General features: G+C 64.8%; 22 protein-coding genes. 10 read left to right on the forward strand and 12 right to left on the reverse strand.

Annotated features, from left to right (window positions below):
* Positions 1–49 precede the first annotated feature (49 nt).
* From hflX to ACFOMF_RS03570, 7 genes are all read right to left on the reverse strand, one after another.
* Positions 50–1,351, reverse strand: a complete 1,302-nt coding sequence (gene hflX, locus ACFOMF_RS03540) for a ribosome rescue GTPase HflX (protein ID WP_386361312.1) — start codon at positions 1,349–1,351, stop codon at positions 50–52.
* 10 nt (positions 1,352–1,361) lie between these two features.
* Complete coding sequence (gene hfq, locus ACFOMF_RS03545) at positions 1,362–1,616, reverse strand: RNA chaperone Hfq (protein ID WP_386361314.1); 255 nt, start codon at positions 1,614–1,616, stop codon at positions 1,362–1,364.
* A gap of 80 nt (positions 1,617–1,696) precedes the next feature.
* Positions 1,697–2,662, reverse strand: coding sequence for a tRNA (adenosine(37)-N6)-dimethylallyltransferase MiaA (gene miaA / locus ACFOMF_RS03550; protein WP_386361316.1), 966 nt, complete (start codon positions 2,660–2,662; stop codon positions 1,697–1,699).
* Between the two features lie 101 nt (positions 2,663–2,763).
* Positions 2,764–4,638: a DNA mismatch repair endonuclease MutL gene (gene mutL, locus ACFOMF_RS03555; RefSeq protein WP_386361318.1), complete on the reverse strand. Its 1,875-nt coding sequence runs from the start codon at positions 4,636–4,638 to the stop codon at positions 2,764–2,766.
* Positions 4,635–6,047 carry an N-acetylmuramoyl-L-alanine amidase gene (locus ACFOMF_RS03560; protein WP_386361320.1) on the reverse strand — a complete coding sequence of 471 codons (1,413 nt, stop codon included), beginning with the start codon at positions 6,045–6,047 and terminating at the stop codon, positions 4,635–4,637. Before ACFOMF_RS03560 ends, mutL begins: the two co-directional genes overlap by 4 nt.
* A gap of 17 nt (positions 6,048–6,064) precedes the next feature.
* Complete coding sequence (tsaE, locus tag ACFOMF_RS03565; protein ID WP_386361322.1) at positions 6,065–6,535, reverse strand: tRNA (adenosine(37)-N6)-threonylcarbamoyltransferase complex ATPase subunit type 1 TsaE; 471 nt, start codon at positions 6,533–6,535, stop codon at positions 6,065–6,067.
* Positions 6,523–8,010, reverse strand: a complete 1,488-nt coding sequence (locus ACFOMF_RS03570) for an NAD(P)H-hydrate dehydratase (protein WP_386361324.1) — start codon at positions 8,008–8,010, stop codon at positions 6,523–6,525. Before ACFOMF_RS03570 ends, tsaE begins: the two co-directional genes overlap by 13 nt.
* Positions 8,011–8,077: 67 nt before the next feature.
* Here ACFOMF_RS03570 and queG point away from each other — a divergent pair, with 67 nt between their 5' ends.
* Entirely contained in the window at positions 8,078–9,160 is a 1,083-nt protein-coding gene (queG, locus tag ACFOMF_RS03575; protein ID WP_386361326.1) for a tRNA epoxyqueuosine(34) reductase QueG, read from the forward strand.
* A 19-nt stretch (positions 9,161–9,179) separates the two neighbouring features.
* Here queG and ftsH read toward each other — a convergent pair whose 3' ends face one another.
* From ftsH to mpl, 3 genes are all read right to left on the reverse strand, one after another.
* Entirely contained in the window at positions 9,180–11,006 is a 1,827-nt protein-coding gene (gene ftsH / locus ACFOMF_RS03580; protein ID WP_386361328.1) for an ATP-dependent zinc metalloprotease FtsH, read from the reverse strand.
* A 91-nt stretch (positions 11,007–11,097) separates the two neighbouring features.
* A complete protein-coding gene (ubiX, locus tag ACFOMF_RS03585; protein ID WP_386361330.1) occupies positions 11,098–11,730 on the reverse strand; it encodes a flavin prenyltransferase UbiX in 633 nt (210 codons plus the stop codon).
* 62 nt (positions 11,731–11,792) lie between these two features.
* On the reverse strand, positions 11,793–13,142 hold the full coding sequence (gene mpl, locus ACFOMF_RS03590) for a UDP-N-acetylmuramate:L-alanyl-gamma-D-glutamyl-meso-diaminopimelate ligase (RefSeq protein ID WP_386361332.1): 1,350 nt from the start codon (positions 13,140–13,142) through the stop codon (positions 11,793–11,795).
* A gap of 170 nt (positions 13,143–13,312) precedes the next feature.
* Between mpl and yiaY the strand changes: the two genes are divergently transcribed.
* From yiaY to ppa, 5 genes are all read left to right on the forward strand, one after another.
* On the forward strand, positions 13,313–14,461 hold the full coding sequence (yiaY, locus tag ACFOMF_RS03595) for an L-threonine dehydrogenase (protein ID WP_386361334.1): 1,149 nt from the start codon (positions 13,313–13,315) through the stop codon (positions 14,459–14,461).
* A 246-nt stretch (positions 14,462–14,707) separates the two neighbouring features.
* Positions 14,708–16,102 carry an ethanolamine ammonia-lyase subunit EutB gene (locus tag ACFOMF_RS03600; RefSeq protein ID WP_386361336.1) on the forward strand — a complete coding sequence of 465 codons (1,395 nt, stop codon included), beginning with the start codon at positions 14,708–14,710 and terminating at the stop codon, positions 16,100–16,102.
* A 31-nt stretch (positions 16,103–16,133) separates the two neighbouring features.
* A complete protein-coding gene (gene eutC / locus ACFOMF_RS03605; protein ID WP_386361338.1) occupies positions 16,134–16,931 on the forward strand; it encodes an ethanolamine ammonia-lyase subunit EutC in 798 nt (265 codons plus the stop codon).
* A 71-nt stretch (positions 16,932–17,002) separates the two neighbouring features.
* Positions 17,003–17,815 (forward strand): M90 family metallopeptidase, encoded by an 813-nt coding sequence (locus ACFOMF_RS03610; RefSeq protein WP_386361340.1) that lies wholly within the window; start codon positions 17,003–17,005, stop codon positions 17,813–17,815.
* Between the two features lie 132 nt (positions 17,816–17,947).
* The gene (gene ppa / locus ACFOMF_RS03615; RefSeq protein WP_386361342.1) at positions 17,948–18,475 is read left to right on the forward strand and encodes an inorganic diphosphatase; all 528 of its coding nucleotides are present in this window, start codon (positions 17,948–17,950) and stop codon (positions 18,473–18,475) included.
* 474 nt (positions 18,476–18,949) lie between these two features.
* On the opposite strand, the gene ACFOMF_RS03620 is transcribed toward ppa, so the two are convergent.
* Both ACFOMF_RS03620 and ACFOMF_RS03625 read right to left on the reverse strand, forming a co-directional pair.
* Positions 18,950–20,401, reverse strand: coding sequence for an MBL fold metallo-hydrolase (locus tag ACFOMF_RS03620; protein WP_386361451.1), 1,452 nt, complete (start codon positions 20,399–20,401; stop codon positions 18,950–18,952).
* A 326-nt stretch (positions 20,402–20,727) separates the two neighbouring features.
* A complete protein-coding gene (locus ACFOMF_RS03625) occupies positions 20,728–21,753 on the reverse strand; it encodes an SDR family oxidoreductase (RefSeq protein ID WP_386361344.1) in 1,026 nt (341 codons plus the stop codon).
* Positions 21,754–21,923: 170 nt separating this feature from the next.
* Between ACFOMF_RS03625 and ACFOMF_RS03630 the strand changes: the two genes are divergently transcribed.
* The 4 genes from ACFOMF_RS03630 (at position 21,924) to dxs (ending at position 25,908) form a co-directional block, all read left to right on the forward strand.
* Positions 21,924–22,682, forward strand: a complete 759-nt coding sequence (locus ACFOMF_RS03630) for a sulfite exporter TauE/SafE family protein (protein WP_386361345.1) — start codon at positions 21,924–21,926, stop codon at positions 22,680–22,682.
* An 83-nt stretch (positions 22,683–22,765) separates the two neighbouring features.
* Positions 22,766–23,002: an exodeoxyribonuclease VII small subunit gene (locus ACFOMF_RS03635; protein WP_386361347.1), complete on the forward strand. Its 237-nt coding sequence runs from the start codon at positions 22,766–22,768 to the stop codon at positions 23,000–23,002.
* Entirely contained in the window at positions 22,999–23,886 is an 888-nt protein-coding gene (ispA, locus tag ACFOMF_RS03640; RefSeq protein WP_386361349.1) for a (2E,6E)-farnesyl diphosphate synthase, read from the forward strand. Before ACFOMF_RS03635 ends, ispA begins: the two co-directional genes overlap by 4 nt.
* 123 nt (positions 23,887–24,009) lie before the next feature.
* Positions 24,010–25,908: a 1-deoxy-D-xylulose-5-phosphate synthase gene (gene dxs / locus ACFOMF_RS03645; protein ID WP_386361351.1), complete on the forward strand. Its 1,899-nt coding sequence runs from the start codon at positions 24,010–24,012 to the stop codon at positions 25,906–25,908.
* Positions 25,909–25,945 lie beyond the last annotated feature (37 nt).

Genomic DNA, 25,945 nt, shown 5'->3' on the forward strand with positions numbered 1-25,945 from the left:
GAATGCTAACCAAAGCAGGGAGCTAACCCCTAAGGGACCGCGCTCCGCTTTATTGCAAAGTATGTTGCTCGATGAAGTCGGCAGGGGTCAGACCCTCTCGACTCAGCAAGCGATTGAGCTCGACCCGCTGCAGACGAATCTCCAGCACACTGGTGCCCTGATCGTTCTGACGCTCCTCCTGCACCGCGCCTGCGCCAAACAGCAACGCGCGCAACCTGCCCAGTTCGGCAGGCAGGCTGAGGGTGCCGACGAAAAGGTCCTCCGACAGCAATTCGGACACGGCCTGACGCAACAGGTCGAGCCCCTCGCCGCGCTGGGCCGAAAGCCAGACGCGTGCGGGCTTGCCGCTCTCGTCGCGCTGGATATGGGGCTCGACCCCTTCGAGCAGGTCGACCTTGTTGTAGACCTCCAGCATCGGCAGGTCCTGGGCACCAATCTCGGCCAGCACCAGCATCACCTGCTCGATCTGCTCGTCCCGCTCCGGTTCGTGGGAGTCGATCACATGCAGGAGAAGATCTGCATTGCTCGATTCCTCCAGCGTGGCGCGAAACGACTCGACAAGCTTGTGCGGGAGATGGCGAATGAATCCCACCGTATCCGCCAGCACCACCGGGCCAACATCGGCAAGCTCGAGGCGGCGCAGGGTGGGGTCCAGCGTGGCGAACAACTGGTTCGCGGCATAGACATCGGACTCGGTAAGCGCGTTGAACAACGTGGACTTGCCGGCGTTGGTGTAACCGACCAGGGATACCGACGGGATATCAGCCCTGCGGCGCCCGCGCCGGGCCTGCTCGCGCTGACCGCGTACCTTTTCCAGGCGCTGCTTGATCTGCCTGATACGCACCCGCAACAGACGACGGTCGGTCTCGAGCTGGGTTTCCCCCGGTCCCCGCAAACCAATACCGCCCTTCTGCCGCTCCAGGTGAGTCCAGCCGCGCACCAGGCGCGTGCTCATGTGCTCGAGCTGGGCAAGTTCCACCTGGAGCTTGCCTTCATGCGTTCTGGCTCGCTGGGCAAAGATATCGAGGATCAGACCTGTCCGGTCGAGCACGCGACATTCGAGCTCGCGCTCGAGGTTTCGCTCCTGGCTGGGTGTCAGGGTGTGATTGACGATCACCAACTCGACCTGGTCATGCTTGACTAGGCCGCGCAGCTCTTCGACCTTGCCACTGCCAAGCAGGTACTTGGCCGAGGGCTGATAGCGTCCCACACTGACCAGATTGACAATATCGGCACCAGCTGAACGAGCAAGCTCCTGAAACTCCTGAGGATCCTCTCGCTCTGCCGGATCCTGGCCATCCAGATGGACTAGGATGGCCTTTTCACCACCGCCTGGGCGCTCGAAAAACAAAATACTGACCTCAGGCGTTACCCGCCTCGGCTTGCTCGCTGTCACCCGCTACGGGCAGACGAACCGGACGACTGGGCACCACGGTGGAAATGGCGTGTTTGTAAACCATCTGACTGACGGTATTTTTCAGGAGGATCACGAATTGGTCGAACGACTCGATCTGCCCCTGCAGCTTGATACCGTTGACCAGATAGATCGAGACCGGAACGCGCTCCTTGCGCAATGTATTGAGGTAAGGGTCTTGTAGCGAATGCCCTTTTGACATGTGCCGCACTCCTTAGATATTTTTTCGTAGAATTATGGGCCAAGCTACATCAGTAGCAAGACAATAGATATTGCATGCGATCAGTCCAACATGGCGACTGATCGAAGGTAATTCAATGCCTGCGACGCATTGTCGCAAGCGAGACTATCGAGCCAGTAGGCGTCGCTCCAGCCCCGCAGCCAGGTAAATTGCCGCTTGGCCAGCTGCCGGGTCGCTATGACGCCACGACTGATCATCTCCCCCCTGGTCAAGGTGCCATCAAGATAATCCCAGACCTGCCGGTAACCCACGGACCTCATCGAAGGCAAGGCTGGATGGAGGTCGCCCCTCGACCGCAACCTTTCGACTTCCTCGATCAGACCCTGTTCCACCATTTGCCCGAAACGCTGCTCGATCCGATGGTGAAGCGTTTGCCGCTGTTCTGGCGCGATTGCCAATTGAACAACAGTATAAGGGAAGTTCGCTGCCCCTGGCGCTCCGCCTGTTTGCAATATTTGACGCCTTCGGTGCTCGCTCATGGTGAGCCCGCTGACCTGGAAGACTTCCAGCGCACGCACCAGTCGCTGTGGATCATTGGGATGAATACGTGCTGCCGACTCCGGGTCGACCGCTGCCAGCAGTCGATGCAGGGCCGCCACCCCCTCTGTCTCCGCCTGCCTTTCCAGGGCCGCACGAATGTCGGGATCGGCGCCCGGCATGTCGGCCAATCCATCGAGCAGGGCCTTGAAATAGAGCATAGTGCCCCCCACCAGCAAAGGAATACGCCCAACCCCGGCGATCTCCGCCATTGCGGCCAGGGCGTCTTCCCGAAACTGGGCAGCCGAATAGCTTTCCAGGGGATCGCGAATGTCGACCAGACGGTGCGGAAACCTGGTCAACAGCTCCGCAGACGGTTTGGCGGTTCCGATGTCCATCCCTCGATACACCATCGCTGAGTCGACACTGATGAGCTCGCACGGCAGCACTCGAGCCAGCTCGAGCGCCAGATCGGTCTTGCCGGAGGCGGTGGGGCCCATCAGAAAGATGGCCGGAGGCAGGGCGGGCATGGGGACGCTCAAGAGAAACGGCCCGATAGTTTCCGGGCAGTCCCGCCAGGCTGCAAGCGCAACGCGAATCGAACAGCCGCACCGCCCTGCCGGGAGACCTGCTAGCGACCGCGCAGAAACAGCTTGTCCAGCTCTTCCATGCCGAGCTGGGTCCAGGTCGGCCGGCCGTGGTTGCACTGGCCGCTGCGCTCGGTATGCTCCATGTCGCGCAGCAGGCCGTTCATTTCCGGCAGGCTCAGGCGCCGATTGGCGCGCACGGCACCGTGACAGGCCATGGTGGCCAGCAACTCGTTCAGGTGCGCCTGGATCCGGTCGCTGGTGCCGTACTCAAGCAGATCGGCGAGCACATCGCGCACCAGGCCGGTCGCCTCGGCCTGCTTGAGCAACACCGGGATCTGCCGTATCGCCAGACTTTCCGGGCCGAGCCGCTGAAGCTCGAAACCCAGCCGGCGAAACCATTCGCCATGCTCCTCGGCACAGTCGGCCTCGCGCTGGCTCAACGCCAGGCTTTCCGGCACCAGCAGCGGCTGGCCACGCAATCCTTCGCTGGCCATGGCAGTTTTCAGGCGCTCGTAAGTGATGCGTTCGTGGGCGGCATGCATGTCCACCAGCACCAGGCCGACGGCGTTTTCCGCAAGGATGTAGACCCCTTTGAGCTGCGCCAGGGCGTACCCCAACGGCGGCACGTCACCCTCTGCAGCCGGCAGTTCGGCGACCGGCGCCCCCAGCGGTGCGAAGAACTCACGATAGGCACCACTGGCCTCGGCGGTCCCGGCCGAAGACGCCGGAGGACGCTGCTGATAGCCAGCCCCTGCGCCACGCCAGGCAGGGGCCGCGGCCGGCGCTTCCAGCAGGCTTGCGGCCAGCGACATTTCGCCCTGGCCGCCAAACTCCCCTGCCGCCGCGCCCGACACCACCTCGACTGACGGCGTGATGCCGACCGGCGCGAGCCTATGATCCTCGGGACGGACGTCGGCCAGCGCGCGGTGCAGGGTTCCGTAGAGGAAATCGTGGACCATCCGGCTGTCGCGGAACCGCACCTCATGCTTTGTCGGGTGGACATTCACGTCGACCGCCGCCGGGTCCACCTCCAGGAACAGCACAAAGGTGGGGTGCCGCCCGTTGAACAGCACATCGCGGTAGGCCTGCCGCACCGCGTGGGCCACCAGCTTGTCGCGCACCGCCCGGCCATTGACGAAGAAGTACTGGAGATCCGCCTGACTACGAGAAAAGGTTGGCAGACCTACCCAACCCCACAAGCGCACCCCGCTGCGTTCGACGTCGACAGGCAGCGCCTGCTCCAAAAAGGCTGGCCCACAAACCGCACCGACCCGCCTGGCCCTGCCCGCCTCGTCCGTGGCTTCACGCAGGGCGAGCACGCTCTTGCCGTTGTGCCGCAGGTTGAAACCGACGTCGAAGCGAGCCAGTGCCAGGCGCCGGACGACTTCCTGCAGGTGATCGAACTCGGTCTTTTCGGTACGCAGGAACTTGCGTCGGGCTGGCGTGTTGAAGAACAGATCGCGCACCTCGACCGAGGTCCCTACCGGATGGGCGGCCGGCTGGATACGCGAATGCATGTCGCGGCCCTCGGTTTCCACCTGCCAGGCTTCGCTGGCTTCGACGGTCCGGGAGGTCAGGGTCAGGCGGGACACCGAGCTGATCGAGGCCAGCGCCTCCCCGCGGAAGCCCAGGCTCAATACCTGCTCGAGGTCGGAAAGATCGCGGATCTTGCTCGTGGCATGGCGCGCCAGCGCCAGCGGAAGGTCCTCGGCCGGAATTCCGTTGCCGTCATCACGCACCCGGAGCAGCTTCACGCCGCCCTGCTCGACCTCGATATCGATACGCCGTGCGCTGGAATCCAGACTGTTTTCAAGGAGCTCCTTGATCACCGAAGCCGGCCGCTCTACCACCTCGCCCGCGGCAATCTGGTTTGCCAATCGCGGACTGAGCAGCTGGATGCGGGCGCCTGCGGTCACGGCTCGCCTGCCAGCGTAGGCGCCGGGATGCTGAGCGTCTGACCGATCTTGATCACGTCGTTGCGCAGATTGTTGGCCCTGCGCAATTCCGGAAGACTGACCTGATAACGCTGGGCCAGCAACGCCAGGCTGTCGCCCGACCGTACCACGTGTTCACGCGGGCCCGGAGCGATCCTTCCGGCATCACGCAGCGAGGCGATGTAGGTGCCTGGCGGAGGGCTCTCCTGGAAGAACTGGCGAATCCCGCTGTGGATCGAGCGCACCAGTGCCTGCTGGTGGCTCGCGGTCTGCAGCTTGCGAGCCTCGGACGGATTGGAGATAAAGCCCGTCTCCACAAGAATCGAGGGAATGTCAGGCGACTTGAGCACCATGAAACCGGCCTGCTCGACCCGCGGCTTGTGCAGCGGCGTGATGCTGCCCATGTTGCTCAGCACCTTTTGCCCGACGTTGAGGCTGGACGAAAGGGTGGCGGTCATCGAAAGGTCCAGCAGCACCCCGGCAAGCATGCGGTCCTTGTCGTCGAGCTTGACATTACCCACGCCACCGATCAGATCGGAGCGGTTCTCGCTATCGGCCAGCCAGCGCGCGGTTTCCGAGGTCGCACCGCCATCCGAGAGCGCAAACACCGACGCGCCATAGGCGGAAGTGCGGGGCGCGGCATCCGCATGGATCGATATGAAAAGGTCGGCACCCTGCCTGCGGGCGATCTCGGTGCGCTTGCGCAGCGGAATGAAATAATCACCGGTGCGCACCAGCTCGGCCCTGTAGCCTTTTTCGGCATTGATCGCGCTCTGCAGTTTCTTCGAGATCGACAACACGACGTCCTTTTCCCGAACACCGGCAGGGCCGATGGCACCTGGGTCCTCACCGCCGTGACCGGCGTCAATGGCGATGACGATGTCGCGCTGCTCCCTGGAGGGGGCTGGTAGGCGAGTCGCCGGGCGGTTCGGCGAGACTGGCGGCGCAGGCGTCGAAGGCGTCGCGGTGGCCGGCGGCCGACTGGCGACCGCGACCGAGCCCTTGTCAAACAGGTCCACCACCAGGCGATGACCGTATTCCTGATTGGGTTCCAGGGTAAAGCTGCGTGGAGTGACTTCCGCGGACAGGTCGATGACCAGCCGCAATCCGTTGCCGTCCTGCTGCCCGGCGCGGACCCCGGTGATCGGCGTATTGGCGAGCGGCAAGCGATCGAGCGCCCCTTTCACGCCGGCAGCCGAGACATCGATGACTATTCTGTCGGGAGCCGCCAGGGTGAAGACATTATGTTGCACCGGGCCCGACAGATCGAACACCAGCCGCGTGTTATCCGGCGCCCGCCAGAGACGTACGCCTTCGATGTTGGAAACGGCCCAGGCCTGGGCCGAGAGCAGCATCACTGCCAAAGCGGTAATCCACGCGCGCATGCGCATACCCAACCCCACGCTAGTCAAGTCTTCCCGTTGGCCAGGGAGGCACACCAGGCTTGGCCCCGCCCCCCTTGAGGCATAAGGCGCAGCGAACGCCCCGCCCCTTCGGGCGTAATGGTAATGGTCAGGTCTGCCTTTGGCAAAATGCCGACTCCGCGCTCCGGCCACTCCACCAGGCACAGGGCATCGGGCTGCAGATAGTCGCGGATACCCATGAATTCCAGCTCCTCGGGGTCGGCAAGGCGGTAAAGATCGAAATGGTAGATTTTCATACCTTCCAGTTCGTAGGGCTCCACCAGGGTGAAGGTCGGGCTTTTCACCTTGCCCTGGTGCCCCAGTCCGCGCAGCAGACCGCGCGACAGGGTTGTCTTGCCAGCGCCCAGATCGCCGTTCAGGTACAGGACACCACGCCCCTCGGTGAGCAGGCCAAGTCGCGCCCCGAGCGCCAGCATCGCTTCCTCGTTTTCGGCATGGAGTGTTACTTCAGACATGGCGACTGCGCCTCTAGGGTTTCGCGGATGAAGGGTATAAGCTCACTGGCCACCAGGCCGCGCCCCAGGCGCCCTGCCCGCTCGCCAGCGACAGCGTGCAACCAGACTCCGAGACAGGCGGCCTCGAACGGCTCGAGCCCCTGCGCCAGCAGGGCAGCGAGCAAACCGGCGAGCACATCGCCCAACCCGGCACTGGCCATGGCCGGGTGGCCACGGTCACATAGGGCAAGCCGGCCATCGCGCGCCGCGACCAGCGTGCCCGCGCCCTTGAGCAGGGCGACGCAGCGGTAGCGCCGAGCCAGCTCGCGAACGGCCCGGGGGCGATCGGCCTGCACTTCGGCGACGGTGCAGTGCAGCAGTCGCGCCGCTTCGCCGGGATGCGGCGTGATCAGGCTCTGGCCTGGCAGCTCGAACCCGTCCATGGCGAGCAGGTTGAGCGCATCGGCATCCCAGACCTGGGGGACGGCGCGCTCCAGCACCACGCTCAACAGGCTGCGCCCCCAAGGCCCCTGACCCAGGCCCGGCCCGAGCACCAGTACCTCTGCCCGATCGAGCAAGGGACCCATGGGATAAGTGGACTCCACGCCCTGACACATCACTTCGGGCAAACGGACCAGCGAGGCACCGACATGTTCCGGCCGGGTAGCCAGGGTCACCATGCCGGCGCCACTGCGCAGGGCCGCCTCGCTACACAGAAGCGCCGCACCGCCGGTACCGAGATCGCCGCCGATGACCAGCACATGGCCATGGCTGCCCTTGTGATCGGTGCGTGATCGCGAACCCAATTTCGGCAACGCCGCCCCGTCCAGTCGCAGCGCAGCGGGCTCGAGGGCCGGCGCCGCCTCCAGCGGATCGAACACCAGCGCTCCTGTCAGGTCCGGCCCCTCGCCGGTGAACAGGCCCAGCTTCAGGGCGACGAAGGTGACGGTCAGGTCGGCCCGCACAGCCCGGCCGAAACGGCGCCCGGTATCGGCACAGAGCCCAGAAGGCAGATCGACCGCCAGCACTGGCTGGCCGCTCAAGTTGATCGCCTCGATTACCTCCGCGTAGTCGCCACGCACCTCGCCCGATATTCCGGTGCCCAGCAGGGCATCCACCAGCACACCCGCCATCTCGGCAGAAGCCTGCCAGGGAACCACCGCCACGCCGGCAGCCTGGGCATCGCTGTGGGCGCGAGCGGCATCCCCTTGCAGGGCGGCCGGATCACCCACCGCCAGCACCCGTGCCGACCACCCGGCCCGCTGGGCGAACGCGGCGATCAGATAGCCGTCACCGGCATTGTTGCCCCGCCCGGCCAACACCGTCAGTTCGCGAGCATCCGGCCAGCGCTGGCGCAACGCGCGCCAGGCCGCGCGGGCGGCGCGTTGCATCAGTTCGAAACCGGAAGTACCCGCCTCGATCAGACCAGTGTCGAGCTCGCGGGTCTGCGCGGCGGTGTAAAGGGCGACGGGAAGGGCTACAGTCGTCTGCGGCATGAAACATCCATTCTTCGGGAGGCGTAGAATTATACGCTTCGCCCGCCACAGGCCGCCGCAGTTTCCGATGTCCAGCGATTCCCCCGACCTCACCGCCCTTACCCGCCAGATAAAGACCTGGGCCGCCGAATACGGCTTCCAGGAAACCGGCATCAGCGGCCTCGAGCTTGGCGAGCATGAGCAGCATCTGCAGCGCTGGCTTGAAGCGGGCTACCAGGGCGAAATGGACTACATGGCCGCCCACGGCAGCAAGCGCTGGCGCCCCGCCGAACTGGTACCGGGCACGCTGCGGGTGATCTCGCTGCGCATGGATTACCTGCCCGGGGACACCGAGATGACCCGCCGCCTGGGCCAGCCGGAGCGGGCCTACATCTCTCGCTACGCGCTGGGCCGCGACTACCACAAGCTGATCCGCAAGCGCCTGCAACAGCTGGCCGAACGCATTGCCAAGGCCATTGGCCCGTTCGGTTACCGGGCCTTTGTCGACAGCGCACCGGTACTGGAAAAGGCCCTGGCGCAGCAGGCCGGTCTTGGCTGGATCGGCAAGAACACGCTGCTGCTCAATCGCCGAGCGGGCAGCTGGTTCTTTCTCGGCGAGCTGTTCGTCGACATTCCCTTGCCGGTGGACGAGGCCCATGCAAAAGACCATTGTGGCAGCTGCAGCGCCTGCCTGAGCAGTTGCCCCACCGACGCATTTGTCGGCGAGAAGGTGCTGGATGCGCGGCGCTGCATTTCCTACCTGACCATCGAGCTCAAGGGACCGATTCCCGAGGCGCTGCGTGCGCCCATCGGCAACCGCGTGTTTGGCTGCGACGATTGCCAGGTCGTCTGCCCCTGGAATCGCTTCGCCCGCCCGACGGAGCAGGCGGACTTCCAGCCGCGTCACCGCCTGGATAACAGCGAGCTGGCCGAACTGTTCCGCTGGAGCGAAGAAGAGTTTCTCAGCCGCACCGAAGGCTCGCCGCTGCGCCGCGCAGGTTACGAGCGGTGGCTGCGCAACCTTGCCGTGGGACTGGGTAACGCACCTTCGACCATCCCTGTGCTCCAGGCCCTGCAGGCGCGCCGGGACCATCCTTCAGCGCTGGTCCGCGAGCACGTCGAATGGGCTCTGCAACAACATAGAACACGTTCGGCTGGCCCTGTTTCATAAGGCCCGTCGCAAGGGGAACTCAGGCTCCCACACCCAGTTCCCCCGCGCACAGTTGCTTCAGTGCAATGGCATCGAGGGTCTCGTCGTGCAGCAATTGCCTGGCGCAACGCTCGAGCCGTTCACGCCGGGCTTCCAGCAGCTGCAGACTGAGCTGGAAGGCGTGGTCGACCAGGCCCTTGACCTCCTCGTCGATGGCACAGGCGGTGCTTTCCGAATAGTCGTGCTGAGCCTTGATACCCGGTAACCCTTCGCCCAGATAGCCATGCGGCTCGCGCTCCAATGCTAGGTGACCGAGCCGATCCGACATGCCATAGCGGGTGACCATCGCCCGCGCGATATCGGTCACCTTGGCCAGATCGTCCGCCGCCCCGGTGGACAACTGGCCATATACCAGCCACTCGGCGGCCCGCCCGCCCAGCAGCACCGCCATCTTGTGCTCGAGCTCCTCGCGGGTCATGAGAAAGCGGTCTTCGATCGGCCGCTGCAGGGTGTAGCCGAGCGCGCCCATGCCGCGCGGGATGATGGAGATCTTGTGTACCGGATCGCAGCCGGGCAAGGCCATTGCCACCAGCGCATGCCCCATCTCGTGATAGGCCACCACCTCTCGTTCACGCGGGTTGAGCAGCCGGTTGCGCTTCTCGAGCCCGGCGATGATGCGCTCGATCGCGGCCATGAAATCTGCCATGGCCACCTCATCGGCCTCCCGCCGGGTCGCCAGAAGCGTCGCCTCGTTGACCAGGTTGGCCAGGTCGGCACCGCTGAAACCCGGCGTCAGGGCGGCGATCTCCTGCGCATCGACATCGACTGCCAGTCGCGCGCGCTTGAGATGGACGTCGAGGATCTGTTCACGCCCTACCTTGTCCGGCCGGTCCACCAGCACCTGCCGATCGAAGCGACCCGCCCGGAGCAGCGCGGCATCGAGAATCTCCGGTCGATTGGTGGCCGCCAGCAGAACCAGACCACTGGAAGTATCGAAGCCGTCCAACTCGGCCAGCAACTGGTTGAGCGTCTGCTCCTTCTCGTCATGTCCGCCGCTCAACGGACCCGCGCCACGGGCGCGACCGAGGGCGTCCAGCTCGTCGATGAAGATGATGGCCGGCGCCTGGGTCCGCGCCTGCTCGAACAGGTCCCTGACTCGGGCAGCGCCGACGCCGACAAACAGCTCGACGAACTCCGAGCCGGATATGGAAAAGAACGGCACCCGTGCCTCGCCGGCGACGGCCTTGGCCAGCAGAGTCTTGCCGGTACCCGGCGGGCCGACCAGCAGCACTCCCTTGGGCATGCGCCCACCCAGGCGACCATAACGCTCGGGCTCGCGCAAAAAGTCGACGATCTCGCGAAGCTCGGCCTTGGCCTCATCGACCCCGGCGACGTCGGCGAAGGTCACCCGGGTATCGGTCTCGACATAGATGCGCGCACGGCTCTTGCCGATCTGCATCATGCCGCCGCCGAAACCGCCACTGCCCATGCGCCGCAGCAGAAACAGCCAGAGGCCGACAAACATCAGGGCAGGCAAGGTCCAGGCGACCAGGTCGCGGACCAGGGTGCTCTCGATTCGCCCGGCATAGCGGACCGGGTAGCGCGCCAGCTGCTCGGCCAACGCCGGCTCGATCCGCGTGGTAACGAAACGGCGTGCGCCGCCGGGCAGAGGCTCTTTCAGGGTGCCTTCGATCTGCCGGTCGGTCACGGCCAGCGATTCGATACGCTCCTCGCGCAGATACTGCTCGAACTCGCTGTAGGGAATGCGGCTGACCGGATCCTGCACGGAGACAAACCATTGGATGATCATGAAGCCCAGCAGGGCAAGCATCCAGTAGCTGATATGAAATTGAGCCTGCTGCTTCATGACGCCTCCTTGACCACCGGGCCCGACCTTACCCGGCCGGATCCGGTCGTGCATGGATCTGGATCAGCGAAACGCACAGCCGTCGCCGAACTCAGTCCTCGGCGCTCACCAGATGATGCTCACCCCAGCGCGGCAGCATGTCCTGGGGGATCTCCAGCTGGTTGAGTATCCGCGCCACCACGAAATCGACCAGATCATCGAGCGTCTGTGGCTGGTGGTAGAAGCCCGGCGAGGCCGGCAGGATGACCGCTCCGAGATTGGACAGCCTGAGCATGTTTTCCAGATGAATGCTCGAATAAGGCGCCTCCCTGGGGACAAGGATCAGCTTGCGTCGCTCTTTCAGCGCGACATCCGCCGCACGCTCGATGAGGTTGTTGCAGGCACCGGTGGCGATTGCCGACAGGGTTCCGGTGGAACAAGGCACCACCACCATGGCCCCTGGCGCCCCCGATCCCGAAGCCGCAGGGGCCATCCAGTCCTCCTTGCCAAACACCCGGATCTGTCCGGGAGCAGCGCCGGTGTACTCGGTGAGAAACGCCTGGATCGCCTGGGGCTTGGCCGGCAGGGTGACGTCGGTTTCGGTGCTCATCACCAGTTGCGCCGCCTTGGAGATGAGGAAATGCACCTCGCGGTCCTCTTGGACCAGGCAATCCAGCAGGCGCAGGCCGTATTGCGCGCCGGAGGCTCCGGTCATGGCCAGGGTGATGCGCTCGAAACCGCTCATTGTTCTCTCCGCTGGCGGGCACTGGTGCCCGGAAAATCCTGCTCGTGACGGGACCGCCGCCCCTACCCCAGGGCCTCGGCCAGCTTGCCATGCAAGCCGCCGAACCCGCCGTTGCTCATGATCACCACCTGGGTGCCGGGCTGCGCCTCGCGCTTGACCGAGGCAATGATCGCCTCCAGCGAGTCACACACTTCGGTAGCGACCTCGCTGCCCGCCAGCGCGGCGTTCAGGTCCCAGCCGAGGCTGGGCGGTGCGTACCAGATCGCCCGGTCGGCCTGTTTCACCGATGTTGCGAGGCCTTCACGATGGGCTCCGAGCCTCATCGAATTCGAACGCGGCTCCAGTACCGCGATGATCGGCGCGTCACCCACCTGCTTGCGCAGGCCGTCGAGGGTGGTGGCGATGGCCGTCGGATGATGGGCGAAGTCGTCGAACAGGGTCACGCCGTTGACCTCGGCGACCTTTTCCATGCGCCGCTTGACGCTGCGGAACAGCGACAACGCCTCGGCGCCCTGGCTCGGCAACACCCCCACGTGGCGCGCCGCGGCCAGTGCGGCCAGTGCATTGGCCACGTTGTGCGAACCACTCAAGGCCCAGTCCACGGCCCCTTGCGGCTGCCCTTCGAACAGCACCTCGAAGCGTGCACCGTCCTCGCTGAGCAAGCGCGCCTGCCATTGTCCGCCTTCCCCGGTGGTCTGCACCGGACTCCAGCACCCCATCTGCAGGACCTCGCCGATGGCGGCCTCGGCATGCGGACGGACGATCAGCCCCTGCCCCGGCACGGTTCGCACCAGGTGGTGGAACTGGCGCTGGATGGCCGCAAGGTCAGGGAAGATATCCGCGTGGTCGTACTCGAGGTTGTTCAGGATCGCAGTACGGGGCCGGTAGTGAACGAATTTCGAACGCTTGTCGAAAAAGGCGCTGTCGTATTCATCAGCCTCGACCACGAAGAAATCGGTCCCGCCCAGTCGCGCGGAAATCCCGAAGTTCTGCGGCACGCCGCCGATGAGAAATCCCGGGCTCATGCCGGCGTGCTCCAGCACCCAAGCCAGCATGCTGCTGGTGGTGGTCTTGCCGTGCGTCCCGGCGACACCCAGCACCCAGCGCCCCTGCAGCACATGATCAGCCAGCCATTGCGGGCCGGATACGTAGGGCAGGCCCCGGTTCAGCACATGCTCGACCGCCGGATTGCCACGCGACAGGGCATTGCCGATCATCACCAGATCCGGTGCCGGCTCCAGGTGTTCGGGCAGGTATCCCTGCATCAGCTCGATGCCCTGGGCCTGCAGCTGGGCGCTCATGGGGGGGTAGACGTTGGCGTCCGAGCCGGTGACGCGGTGGCCGAGTTCCTTTGCCAGCACCGCCAGCGAGCCCATGAAGGTGCCGCAGATGCCGAGAACGTGGATATGCATGGATGACCTCGAAACGGGCAGGCGCCCCGGTAGAACCTGGGCCGCAGATTAGCACAGCGGCGTCCGGCCGGCCGCCTGCCGCAGGCGTACCCGACCTTGCTCTGGATCAACGCATGTTCGCGCAGGGCTGCGATCCTTGGGGTCTGGTTTCGCTCGCACGAGGACTCACCATGAGCAGTACCTTCTTCATCCCGGCCGTGAACATGATGGGCACCGGCAGCCTCGACGAGGCCATGGTCGTCATTCGCGGCTATGGCTTTCGCAAAGCGCTCATCGTCACCGATACAGGCCTGGCCAAGGCCGGCGTCGCGGCCAAGGTGGTCGGCATGCTTGGCGCGCTGGACATCGACGCACTGGTGTTCGATGGTGCCCAGCCCAACCCTACGGTGACCAATGTCGAACGAGGCCTTGAGTTGCTGCGCGCCGGAGGCTGCGACTTTGTCGTATCTCTCGGTGGCGGCTCCCCCCACGACTGCGCCAAGGGCATCGCCCTCTGTGCCACCAACGGCGGCAGCATCATCGACTACGAAGGAGTAGACCGCTCGGCCAGGGCGCAACTGCCGCTGTTCGCCATCAATACCACCGCCGGCACCGCCAGCGAGATGACGCGGTTCTGCATCATCACCGACGAGACGCGGCACGTGAAGATGGCCATCGTCGACCGCAACGTCACCCCGCTGCTGTCGGTCAACGACCCGTCACTGATGGTGGGCATGCCGGCCAGCCTGACCGCCGCCACGGGCATGGATGCACTGACCCATGCGATCGAGGCCTACGTTTCCACCGCAGCCACACCGATCACCGACGCCTGCGCCCTCAAGGCGGTAGAACTCATTGCCGGTCACCTGCGCCAGGCGGTGGCCCAGGGCGATGACATCGCCGCGCGCGAGCAGATGGCCTACGCCCAGTTCCTCGCGGGCATGGCCTTCAACAACGCCTCGCTGGGTTATGTGCATGCCATGGCGCACCAGCTTGGCGGCTTCTACAACCTGCCCCATGGCGTTTGCAATGCGGTACTGCTGCCCCATGTCGAGCGCTTCAACGCCAACGTCTGCGCCGAGCGGCTGCGAGACGTCGCCGCCGCCATGGGCGTCGATACCCGTGGGCTGGACGCCGCCGAAGGTGCACAAGCCGCACTCGAGGCGATTCGCCAGTTGTCCGAGGCGATCGGTATCCCGCGCGGGCTGAATGACCTGGGCGTGAATGCCGATGACATCCCCACCCTGGCGGCCAACGCCATGCATGACGCCTGCGGGGCCACCAACCCGCGGCGCGCCAGCCAGGCGGATATCGAGGACATCTTCCGCAACGCCTTCTGATCTGCCGGGGTCGTGTTGGTGCACCCAGGCACCAACATGACCCAGCGCGGCCCCTGCTTTGCCGCCGCTCTTGCCGCCCGCAGCTCCCGGACACTACGGCAGGCCGCCCGATACGCCCCGGCACAGGCCTTGCAGTCATCGCCAGTCGGTTTCGCCTGTCTTTCTCATAACGCCCACGGGCCAAGGGAACAAGACAGCGGGGACCAGGCTCGATACCAGCAGCGGCTTCCAGTAGCCGGAGGTGAGATGGCACGTTTTTCCCACATGATCGGCGGCCAGTTGTGGCGCTTCGACAGCCTTCGCGAAGTCATGGCCAAGGCCAGTCCGGCGCGTTCGGGTGATTACCTGGCCGGGGTCGCGGCCGGTAGCGACGTCGAGCGTGTCGCCGCGCAGATGACCCTTGCCGCGATCCCGCTGCGCCACTTTCTCGACGAGGTGCTGATTCCCTACGAGCGCGACGAAGTCACCCGACTGATCATCGACAGCCATGATGCGGCCGCCTTCGCGCCGGTGAGCCACCTGACGGTGGGTGACTTTCGCAACTGGCTCCTGTCGGAACAGGCGGACGAAGCGGCGTTAGGCGCGCTGGCGCCCGGGCTGATGCCGGAAATGGTCGCTGCCGTATCGAAGATCATGCGCGTCCAGGACCTTATCCTCGTTGCCCAGAAAGTGCGCGTGGTGAGCCGCTTCCGCAACACCCTGGGTCTGCGCGGGCGCATGGCCACTCGACTGCAGCCCAACCACCCGACCGACGATGCCGCCGGCATCGCCGCCAGCGTGCTCGACGGCCTGCTCTACGGCAACGGCGACGCAGTGATCGGCATCAACCCGGCCACCGACAGCACCGCCGGCATCTGCGACCTGATGAAGATGCTCGACGCGGTGATCCAGCGCTACGAGATCCCCACCCAGAGCTGCGTGCTGGCCCACGTGACCACCAGCATCGAAGCCATCGAACGCGGCGCGCCGGTCGACCTGGTGTTTCAGTCCATCGCCGGCAGCGAGGCGGCCAATGCCAGTTTCGGCATCGACCTCAGGTTGCTGCAGGAGGGCTACGAAGCAGGCCTGAGCCTGAAGCGCGGCAACCTGGGCGACAACCTCATGTACTTCGAGACGGGCCAGGGCAGCGCGCTCTCGGCCAATGCGCACCACGGCGTCGACCAGCAGACCTGCGAAGCCCGCGCCTATGCGGTGGCGCGGCACTTCAAGCCGCTGCTGGTGAACACCGTGGTCGGTTTCATCGGTCCGGAATACCTCTACAACGGCAAGCAGATCATCCGTGCGGGCCTGGAGGACCACTTCTGCGCCAAGTTGCTCGGTGTGCCCATGGGCTGCGACATCTGCTACACCAACCACGCCGAGGCTGATCAGGACGACATGGACACCCTGCTCACCTTGCTCGGCACGGCCGGCATCAACTTCATCATGGGCATACCCGGCTCCGACGATGTAATGCTCAACTACCAGACCACTTCATTTCATGACGCACTCTACGTGCGCCAGGTGCTCGGCCTCAGGCCAGCCCCGGAATTCGAGGCCTGGCTGGCGAAAATGGACATCCTGCACCAGGACGGCAACCGCCTGCGTCTGCCAGAGGAACTGCCGAAGCCCTTCCGTCAGGCCCTGGAAAGACTGGCCTGAAGCGTACGAATCATGACCCAGGGACACGCCCATGACTGACCAGAACTTGCCATCCGGAGCCTGGCAGCGGCTGCGCAGCCTGACCCCCGCACGCATCGCCCTGGGCCGTGCCGGCGCCAGCCTGCCGACCACGCCGCAACTGGACTTCCAGTTCGCCCACGCCCAGGCGCGCGACGCCGTGCACCTGCCGCTGGACAGCGCGGCACTGGCCGAGCGCGTCCGCCGGCTGGGCATCGACTGCCTGGCCTTGCACAGCGCCGCGGCCGATCGCCAGACCTACCTCCAGCGTCCTGACCTGGGGCGCCGGCTCGACACCGCTTCCGCCGAGCGGCTGGACGCCCTCGCCCGCGAGCAAGCCGGCAGCCATGACCTGTCGATTGTCATCGCCGATGGCCTGTCTGCCCTCGCCGTCGAGCGCCACAGCCTGCCGATGCTCGAACGCATCCTCGAGCAATGCCGCGCCGAAGGCTGGACGCTCGCCCCGGTATGCCTGGTCGAACAGGGCCGGGTGGCTGTCGCCGATGAGGTCGGCGAACGGCTCAAGGCAAGCATGACCGTGATCCTCCTGGGCGAGCGTCCCGGCCTCAGCTCTCCTGACAGCCTCGGCCTCTACTTCACCTATGCGCCGCAGATCGGCCTCACCGATGCGGCGCGCAACTGCATCTCAAATGTGCGCCTTGAAGGCCTCGCCTACGGCCTGGCGGTCCATCGCCTGCTATTCCTCATGCGCGAGGCCTGCCGACGCCAGCTGTCAGGGGTCAAGCTCAAGGACGAGGCCGAGGTACCGGTCATCGAGGGCGGCGGGCGCGGCAACTTCCTGCTCGGCTGAGCCAGGCCGGAGCCTGCCGGCGTCCGGCGCGCCATGCTATGTTCCGGCCTTTGAACTGTGGAGCCACCTCGATGTGGTCGTTAAGCGCCTGGCGCCGTCAGCGCATCCTTTCCCGCCATCCGGTCGAGCCCGAACGCTGGCAGCAGATCCTCGACAGCCTGCCGATCCTGGACGGCCTGAGCAGGGACGAAACCGACCGCCTGTGCGAACGCAGCGTGCTGTTCCTGCACGCCAAACGCCTGACCACCCTGCCTGGCGTCCAGGCGGATATCAGCGACCGGCTGCGCCTGGCAGCCCAGGCCGAACTGCCTCTGCTCAACCTGCCCGAGCTCGACTGGTACGGTGGCTTTCACGAATTGCTGCTGTACCCGGACGACTTCGTCAGCCCGCAGAAACACCGCGACACCGCCGGCGTGGTTCACGAATATGACGACGCCCGCAGCGGCGAAGCCTGGCAACAGGGGCCGGTCATCCTCGCCTGGGCCGGGGTAGCCGAAGGCGGCGGCTGGGATGCGCACAATCTCGTCATCCATGAACTTGCGCACAAGCTCGACATGCTCAACGGAGACGCCAACGGCCTTCCGCCACTGCATGCCGACATGCGCATCGAAGCCTGGGCACAGGCCATGCAGGACGCTTTCGACAGCCTCAACCGCACGCTCGACGACCATCCCGAAACCGAGCCGCCAATCGACCCCTACGCCGCAGAAGACCCCGCCGAGTTCTTTGCCGTCACCAGCGAATACTTCTTCACCGCACCGGACCTTCTGGCAGAGGCCTATCCCGAGGTCTACGCCCAACTGGCCCGGTTCTACCGCCAGGACAGCCTGGCACGCCTGCACCGGCTTCAGGCCAGTCACCCGGCCTACCGGGAACCCGCCTGAGCGCCGGCCGTCAAAGAGCCCGGCGTCGAGGCCCCGCCCTCACGCCGTGGCCATTGGCCAAAGCGCAGTCATTGCGCCTATAATCCCGCCCCACGCAAAACGGCCCGCGTGGCCGACATGGAGCTATCGAGCATGAGCTACAGCAAGATTCCGGCTGGCAAGGACCTGCCGAACGACATCTACGTCGCCATCGAGATCCCGGCCAATCATGCGCCGATCAAGTACGAGATCGACAAGGACAGCGACTGCCTGTTCGTTGACCGCTTCATGGCCACGCCCATGTTCTACCCGGCCAACTACGGCTACATTCCCAACACCCTGGCCGATGATGGCGACCCGCTCGACGTGCTCGTGGTGACCCCGTACCCGGTTGCCCCAGGCTCCGTCATCCGCGCCCGCCCGGTCGGTGTGCTGCACATGGACGACGAAAGCGGTGGCGATGCCAAGGTCCTTGCCGTCCCCCACGACAAGCTTTCCCAGCTCTACGTGGACGTGAAGGAATACACCGACCTGCCAGCCCTGCTCCTCGAGCAGATCAAGCACTTCTTCGAGAACTACAAGGACCTCGAAAAAGGCAAGTGGGTGAAAGTCAAGGAGTGGGGCAACGCCGACGACGCCCGCTCCGAAATCAACAAGGCGGTTGCGGCATACCAGAAGTAAGCCAACGCCACCCCGTGAAAGCCGGCCACAAGCCGGCTTTTTTATTTGTCCGCGGTTTTCCGCCCCGCCTCGCAGCCTTCCCGCAGATCCTAGATCTGCGCGGCCTCCAGCCTATCATCACCTCATTAACCGACCGTACCGGTCCGCTCCGAAACGCTCCAAGCCCCGCTCAGGGGTGTGGGTGGCTACAGGAGGCAGGTCCATGACGAAGCTGACGGCGCGGACGATTGAGAGCCTGGCGAAACCGGTGTGCCCGGAATGACCGGCGACGGTGACGGGCTGTACTTCCAGATCAGCCGCACAGGCGGCACCAGTTGGATCTGCCGGTACAAGGTCGCTTTTGAGCATTACAACGAAGAGCATCCGCACAGCGCACCGAGCTACCGCTCGCCTCGCGAATTCAGGAGGCTGACTGCAACATCAACTTAACGGGGTTGCGCTGTCCGGTTTGATAGGGGCAAGTTCCATACGCCTCTATGGGATTGTGACGTTTCCTTCTTTCCCCGCTTCCCGGTACCGGGCCTCCAGTACCTCGGCTAGGCGCTGCTTGGCTTGGGCTTCGCCGTGGATGAGGCGGATTTCCATTGGCCATTCCTTCATCCGACTTACGAAACCGACCAGATCAGCCTGGTCGGCGTGGGCCGAATAGCCGCCTACGCTTTCGATACCAGCTCGTATGTCGATACGTTGGCCCTCCAGATCGACAAATCCGCCTTCTGGCCCGTGCGTCTGGATGTCTCGTCCCGGAGTGCCCTTGCCTTGGTAGCCGACAAACACGACATGATGTCGAGGATCGCCAAGCATGGCCTTAAGGTAGTTAACGATTCGCCCACCAGAGCACATGCCATTGCCTGCGAGGACAATGGCGGGCCGTGGGGTCTTGGCGAGGTGACCAACGATGCGCATATGCTCGTCATGACTGTCGACAGTGATGAGCTGCTTGAAGGACAGCGGCTTGCGCCCTTCCTCCAGGCGGTGCCGGGCGTCTTCATCCCAAAAGCCTTGAAGCTCCTTGTAGGTTCTGGTGAAGCGGCCGGCAAGGGGCGAGTCGAGAATGATCGGGATCTGCGGCCAGTCGATATCGGGAGCGCCATCCTCATTGCGGGTCGCAGGTTCTTGAGCAGTGCCCGAGGCGTCTGCCGACTCGCTTTTTTCGTGAAGGATCTCCTCCAGCTCATACAGCAGCTCTTGCGTTCGACCAATGCTGAACGACGGAACAAGCACCGTGCCCTGGTCCGCGAGCGCACGTTCGATAGCCGCCTGCAAACGCTCACGGCGGTGCGCACGGTCCTCGTGACGGCGATCTCCGTAGGTGCTTTCGAGGACCAGCAGGTCCGCGCGCTCGGGCGGAACGAGGTCAGGCAGGATCGGCGAATGGGGTGCTCCCAGGTCGCCACTGAACACGACGCGCTCGCTGCCCGACTCGGCGCTCAGGTCCAGCTCGACATATGCCGAACCCAGCACATGCCCGGCCGGCTGCAGGCGAACCTTCCACTCGACCGTATCGGTTTCGTGCAGGGTGAACCAATTGCGATAGGGCAATGCAATGATGCGTTGTTCCACGACCTTGAGGTAGCGCTCCAGTTGCGACTGATCGCGGCTGATCGACAGGCGAAACGCGTCCTCAAGCACGATCGGCAGCAGACGGGCCGAGGGCTCGCTGCACAGGATCGGCCCTTCGAAGCCCGCCGCGAGCAGGTTTGGAATACGTCCGACATGGTCGATATGGACATGAGTCACGATCAGGGCCTTGATGCCTTCGATCGAAAAGTCCAGAGCCAGCTCGTCGTCGGCATGCCCTTCGTCTCCACCCTGAAACTGGCCGCAGTCGATAAGAAGACTGTGGGTATCGTCCATCCAAAGCTGGTGACATGAGCCGGTGACGCCTTCGCGAGCGCCATGGTGTACAAGTTTTGGATGTTTCATCAGGTGTCCTTGATCGGCACGGTTGCGCTGGGGGCGTTCAGAGAGGGGCGGAGCTAAATAGCAAAGACTTTTTCTGGTACCGCTTGTGGCAACGTGGCGAACGACATAGTTTCGGCAGGGTTGATAGATGGCTGCGAGGACGAGGTGCTGGCACCCACGGCGTTTCCCAAGGCGCACCGGCAGCAGTTGCATCACCAACCCGCTGGAACGAAATCCTCAAGGGCAGCAGTCGTAGCGGCTGGGCAGCCTGCCGCCAAGCGCAGCAGGCCTGCCACTCTTCAACCGTGACGGCGCCTGATTCGAGGCGCACCTCCGGCCTCGCCCTCTCACGGATGCCCGTTACCGCCTGAAGCGCCGTAAACCTGGCCGGTGGCGTAGCTCGATTCCTGCGAAGCCAACAATACGTAGACCGGCGCCAGTTCGACCGGCTGCCCCGGCCGCCCCATCGGCGTGTCCTCGCCAAATGTCTGGACACTTTCCTGAGGCTGGCCGCCGCTGGGCTGCAGGGGTGTCCAGAAGGGCCCCGGTGCCACCACGTTCACGCGGATGCCCTGATCGATCAGTTGCTTGGCCAGTGCCTTGCTGAAGGCGACCATGCCGGCCTTGGTCATGGAATATTCCAAGAGCAACGCCGGTGGGTCATAGGTTGTCTGTGACGAGGTGTTGATAATCGAGGCACCTTCGGCCAGATGAGGCAAGGCCGCCTTGGTGATCCAGAACATCGCGTAGAGGTTGATCTTGCAGGTGTCATCGAACTGCTCGGTACTGATATCGGCGATGGAGCGCGCCCAGCGCTGATAGGCCGCGTTATTGACCAGAATGTCCAGCCCACCGAGCTCCCGCACGGCAGTCTCGACCAGCTCGCCGCAGAATGCTTCGTCGCGGATGTCACCCGGGATCGCGACGGCCTTGCGGCCTTCTCGCAGGATCAGCTCGACGACTTCCTGCGCGTCGGATTCTTCGGCGGGCAGGTAGTTGATTGCCACGTCAGCCCCTTCCCGCGCATAGGCAATGGCTGCGGCCCGCCCTATGCCCGAGTCTCCCCCGGTGATCAACGCCTTGCGGCCGATCAGCCTGCCAGCGCCCTTGTAGCTGGTTTCGCCATGATCCGGGCGAGGATTCATCTTGCTGGCCAGACCCGGCCACTCCTGCGGCTGTGACTCGAAGGGCGGGCGCGGATATTGGCTGGCGGGATGCCGCCTGATGGTCAACGCCCCCCCGCCATCTCCCGCTGCCGGATCCGCCGTCCGGCTCTGCGCCATCGCCGGCGCTGCGATCGCCGCGGCGAGACCGGTAGCCATGCCGCCGACCAGCTGTCGACGAGAAGGGTTGAAAGATTCGTCTGCTGCCATAACGCCTCCCAGGGTTCAAGGACGATGCGCCCCAACCGCTAGACCGTCCGGGCATGGCTGCGATCGGATCGGTGCGCCGGTTAGCCCGCCCACCTGACGAACGTACGGCGGCCGCCAGCAATGCACCGCTGGGTATATGATGGCGCGCCCTGGACGCTGATCAGACCAAGATGCTGCTCAACGAAATCGTGCTCCTTACCGTAGGCGGGCTGTTGGCCGGGGCCATGAACGCGCTGGCGGGCGGTGGAACCTTCTTTTCGTTCCCGGCGCTGCTCACCCTTGGCCTGCCCCCGGTCACCGCCAACGCGACCAATGCGGTCGCCCTGTGGCCTGCCAGCCTTGCGGGTGCCTGGGCGGCTCGTGCCAGCTTGCGGCCGCTGGGTCCTTATTTGCTGCCCTTGCTGGCGGCCGGCCTGGCCGGTGGAATGCTCGGGGGCTTGCTACTGCTGGCCGGAGGTGACGAGGCCTTTCGCCGTCTTGTCCCGTGGCTCCTGCTGATCGCAACGCTGCTGTTTGCCGCCAGCCCCTGGCTGAGCCGCCTGGTCGCGGCACGCTGTGCCAGCGCCGGGCACCCGCCGCATTCGCCCTACTCGCTGACGGCCCACGGCCTGGTGTCGATCTACGGCGGCTATTTTGGCGCCGGCATGGGCATTCTTCAGCTCGCCGCCTTTTCCATCGAAGGGCATCCCTATGCCCGCGCCAACGCGCTGAAGAACCTGATTTCGGCTGCCATCTACAGCGTCGCCACCGTAACCTTCATTGTCGCGGGCCGGGTCAGCTGGCTGGAGCTGCTGGTCCTGCTGGTCGGCGCCACCCTCGGCGGCTACCTGGGCGGTGCCCTGAGCCAAAAGCTGCCGGCCCGCTGGTTGCGTGCGTTCGTGATCCTGATCGGCAGTCTGATGACGATCCACTACTTCGGCCAGCCCTGAGGTTGCCTGCCCTTTTGCTTCCCCCGTCACGCTCTGCTAGTGTCGCGCCCGATTTCGCAAGCATCCATCGAAGGCTGACGACCATGGCCCGCAAGAAAGCCGCTCCTGATTTCGAACAATCGCTCACCGACCTGCAGCAGCTGGTCGAGCGCCTGGAAAGCGGTGAACTATCGCTGGAGGACTCGCTGGCCTGTTTCGAACAGGGTATTCGCCTGACTCGCGAATGCCAGGCTTCGCTCAGTCAGGCCGAGCAGAAGGTGCGTATCCTGCTCGAGCGCGACGGCGAGCTGCAGGACGCTCCGTTCGAGCCGCCAGCATGATCGGCGACTACCAGAAGCGCTGTCAGGTGCGGGTCGATGCCTGCCTCGAGCAACTGCTCATCGCACCGCATGCGGCGCTCGACCGCATCTACACCGCCATGCGCTACAGCGTGATCAACGGCGGCAAGCGGGTACGGCCGCTGCTGGTCTACGCCGCCAGTGAAGCCCTGGCAGGCAATCCCGGCGACGCGGACGGCGCGGCATGCGCCGTCGAGCTGATCCACGCCTACTCGCTGGTGCATGACGACCTGCCGGCCATGGACGACGATGACCTTCGACGTGGCCAGCCCACCACCCACCGGGCCTTCGATGAGGCTTGCGCGATCCTTGCCGGGGACGGCCTACAGAGCCTCGCCTTCCAGATCCTGACCAGTGCCCGGCACAACCCAGCCGATCCGGCCTTGCGCCTGACGATGGTCGGGGTACTGGCGCAAGCGGCCGGACCAGCAGGCATGGTGGGTGGCCAGGCAATCGACCTTGGCGCCGTGGGCCACAAGCTCGACCGCGAGGCGCTGGAGCAGATGCACAGACACAAGACCGGCGCCCTGATCGAGGCCAGCGTGAGCCTCGGCGCGCTATCCAGCGGCCGCGCCGGCAGTGACGAACTGGCTTCGCTGCGGGGCTATGCCCGAGCCGTTGGCCTGGCATTCCAGGTACAGGACGACATCCTCGACGTGGAAAGCGACACTGCCACCCTGGGCAAGAATCAGGGGGCCGATATCGCGCGCGACAAACCCACCTACCCTGCACTGCTGGGGCTGGACGAGGCCAAACGCTACGCCCTGGAACTGCAGGAGCAGGCACAGGATGCCGTGGCCGGCTTCGGCACTCGCGCCGACCCGCTGCGTGCGCTGGCGCGCTATATCATCGAGCGCAGACACTGATCCCTTCGGCAATTCTGCTGTCCAAGTGCCATGGATGCTTTCGCCCGTCAGCCAAGCAAATTTCGTGCGGCTGTAGCCATCGGGTAAAATGCCGACTCACTCGCCTAGAATAACGATTCGCTCATGCCCAAGACGTTTCATGAGATGCCCCGCCTTCGTCCCGCCACCCCCCTTCTTGATCGGGCAGCCACGCCCGAGCAGTTGCGCCAGCTGGGCGAGTCGGAGCTGGACGCCCTTGCCGACGAGCTGCGCCAGGAGTTGCTCTATTGCGTAGGCCAGAGTGGCGGGCATTTCGGTGCCGGTCTCGGCGTAGTCGAGTTGACCATCGCGCTGCACTACGTCTTCGACACGCCACGTGATCGGCTGGTGTGGGACGTCGGTCACCAGGCCTACCCGCACAAGATCCTCACCGGCCGCCGCGAGCGAATGGCCACGCTGCGCCAGAAGGACGGCCTCGCGGCCTTCCCGCGGCGCTCGGAAAGCCCCTACGACACCTTCGGTGTCGGCCACTCCAGCACCTCCATCAGCGCGGCGCTCGGCATGGCCATCGCCGCCCGGATGCAGGGTGAAAAGCGCAAGGCCATCGCCGTCATCGGTGACGGCGCGCTGACCGCCGGGATGGCCTTCGAAGCGCTCAACCATGCGCCCGACGTCGGTGCCGACATGCTCGTCATTCTCAACGACAACGACATGTCCATCTCGCACAACGTCGGCGGGATGTCCAATTACCTGGCAAAGATTCTCTCCAGCCGAACCTATTCGAGCGTGCGCAACGGCGGCAAGAAGATCCTGTCGCGCCTGCCCGGCGCCTGGGAAATCGCCCGCCGCACCGAGGAATATGCCAAGGGCATGCTGGTGCCCGGGACCTTCTTCGAGGAGCTGGGCTGGAACTACATCGGCCCCATCGACGGACATGACCTCCCTACCCTGGTGTCCACCTTGCGAAACATGCGTGACCTGCCCGGTCCGCAGTTCCTGCATGTGGTGACCAAGAAGGGCAAGGGCTTCGCTCCGGCGGAGGCCGACCCGATCAGCTATCACGCCATCACCAAACTCGAGACCGATGCACCGCGCTACCCCAAACCGGTGTCGGGCCCGAAGTACTCCAGCGTGTTCGGCCAATGGCTGTGTGACATGGCTGCCGCGGACCCGCGCCTGACCGGCATCACTCCGGCGATGAAGGAAGGCTCTGATCTGGTGGCCTTCAGCGCGCGCTTTCCGGACCGCTACTTCGATGTCGCCATCGCCGAGCAACACGCCGTCACCCTGGCGGCCGGCATGGCCTGTGAAGGGGCGAAGCCGGTGGTGGCGATCTACTCGACCTTTCTGCAGCGCGCCTACGACCAGTTGGTCCACGATGTCGCCGTGCAAAACCTCGATGTACTGTTCGCCATCGACCGCGCCGGCCTGGTCGGCGAGGACGGCCCGACCCACGCTGGCAGCTTCGACCTGAGCTACCTGCGCTGCATCCCCGGCATGCTGGTGATGACACCAAGCGACGAGAACGAGCTGCGCCGCCTGCTCACCACCGGCTATCTGCATGCCGGTCCGGCAGCGGTCCGCTATCCCCGTGGCACCGGCCCGAATGCCTGCATCGAACCTGCCCTGACGCCGGTAGAGATCGGCAAGGGCATTATCCGCCGGCACGGCAAGGGCGTTGCCCTTCTGGTATTCGGCGTGCAGCTCGGCGAAGCGCTGGCAGTGGCCGAACGGCTGGACGCGACCGTGGCCGACATGCGTTTCGTCAAACCACTGGACGAAACCCTGGTGCGCGAACTGGCCGAGCATCATCAGCTGCTCGTCAGCATCGAAGAGAACAGCATCATGGGTGGGGCCGGCAGCGCGGTGGCGGAGTACCTGAATACACAAGGCGTCCTGAAGCCCCTGCTGCAACTTGGCCTGCCCGATTACTTCGTGGAGCATGCCAAACCCGGCGAGATGCTCGCCGAATGCGGCCTGGACGCGGAGGGAATCGAAGCGGCGATACGTGCTCGCCTGGCCACGCTGGATATGGACGGCTAATCCCGAGGCGTTGTCCACCTCAGCGTACGGCGACGCC

It is taken from the genome of Stutzerimonas tarimensis, from assembly GCF_042648805.1.
Taxonomy (GTDB): domain Bacteria; phylum Pseudomonadota; class Gammaproteobacteria; order Pseudomonadales; family Pseudomonadaceae; genus Azomonas; species Azomonas tarimensis.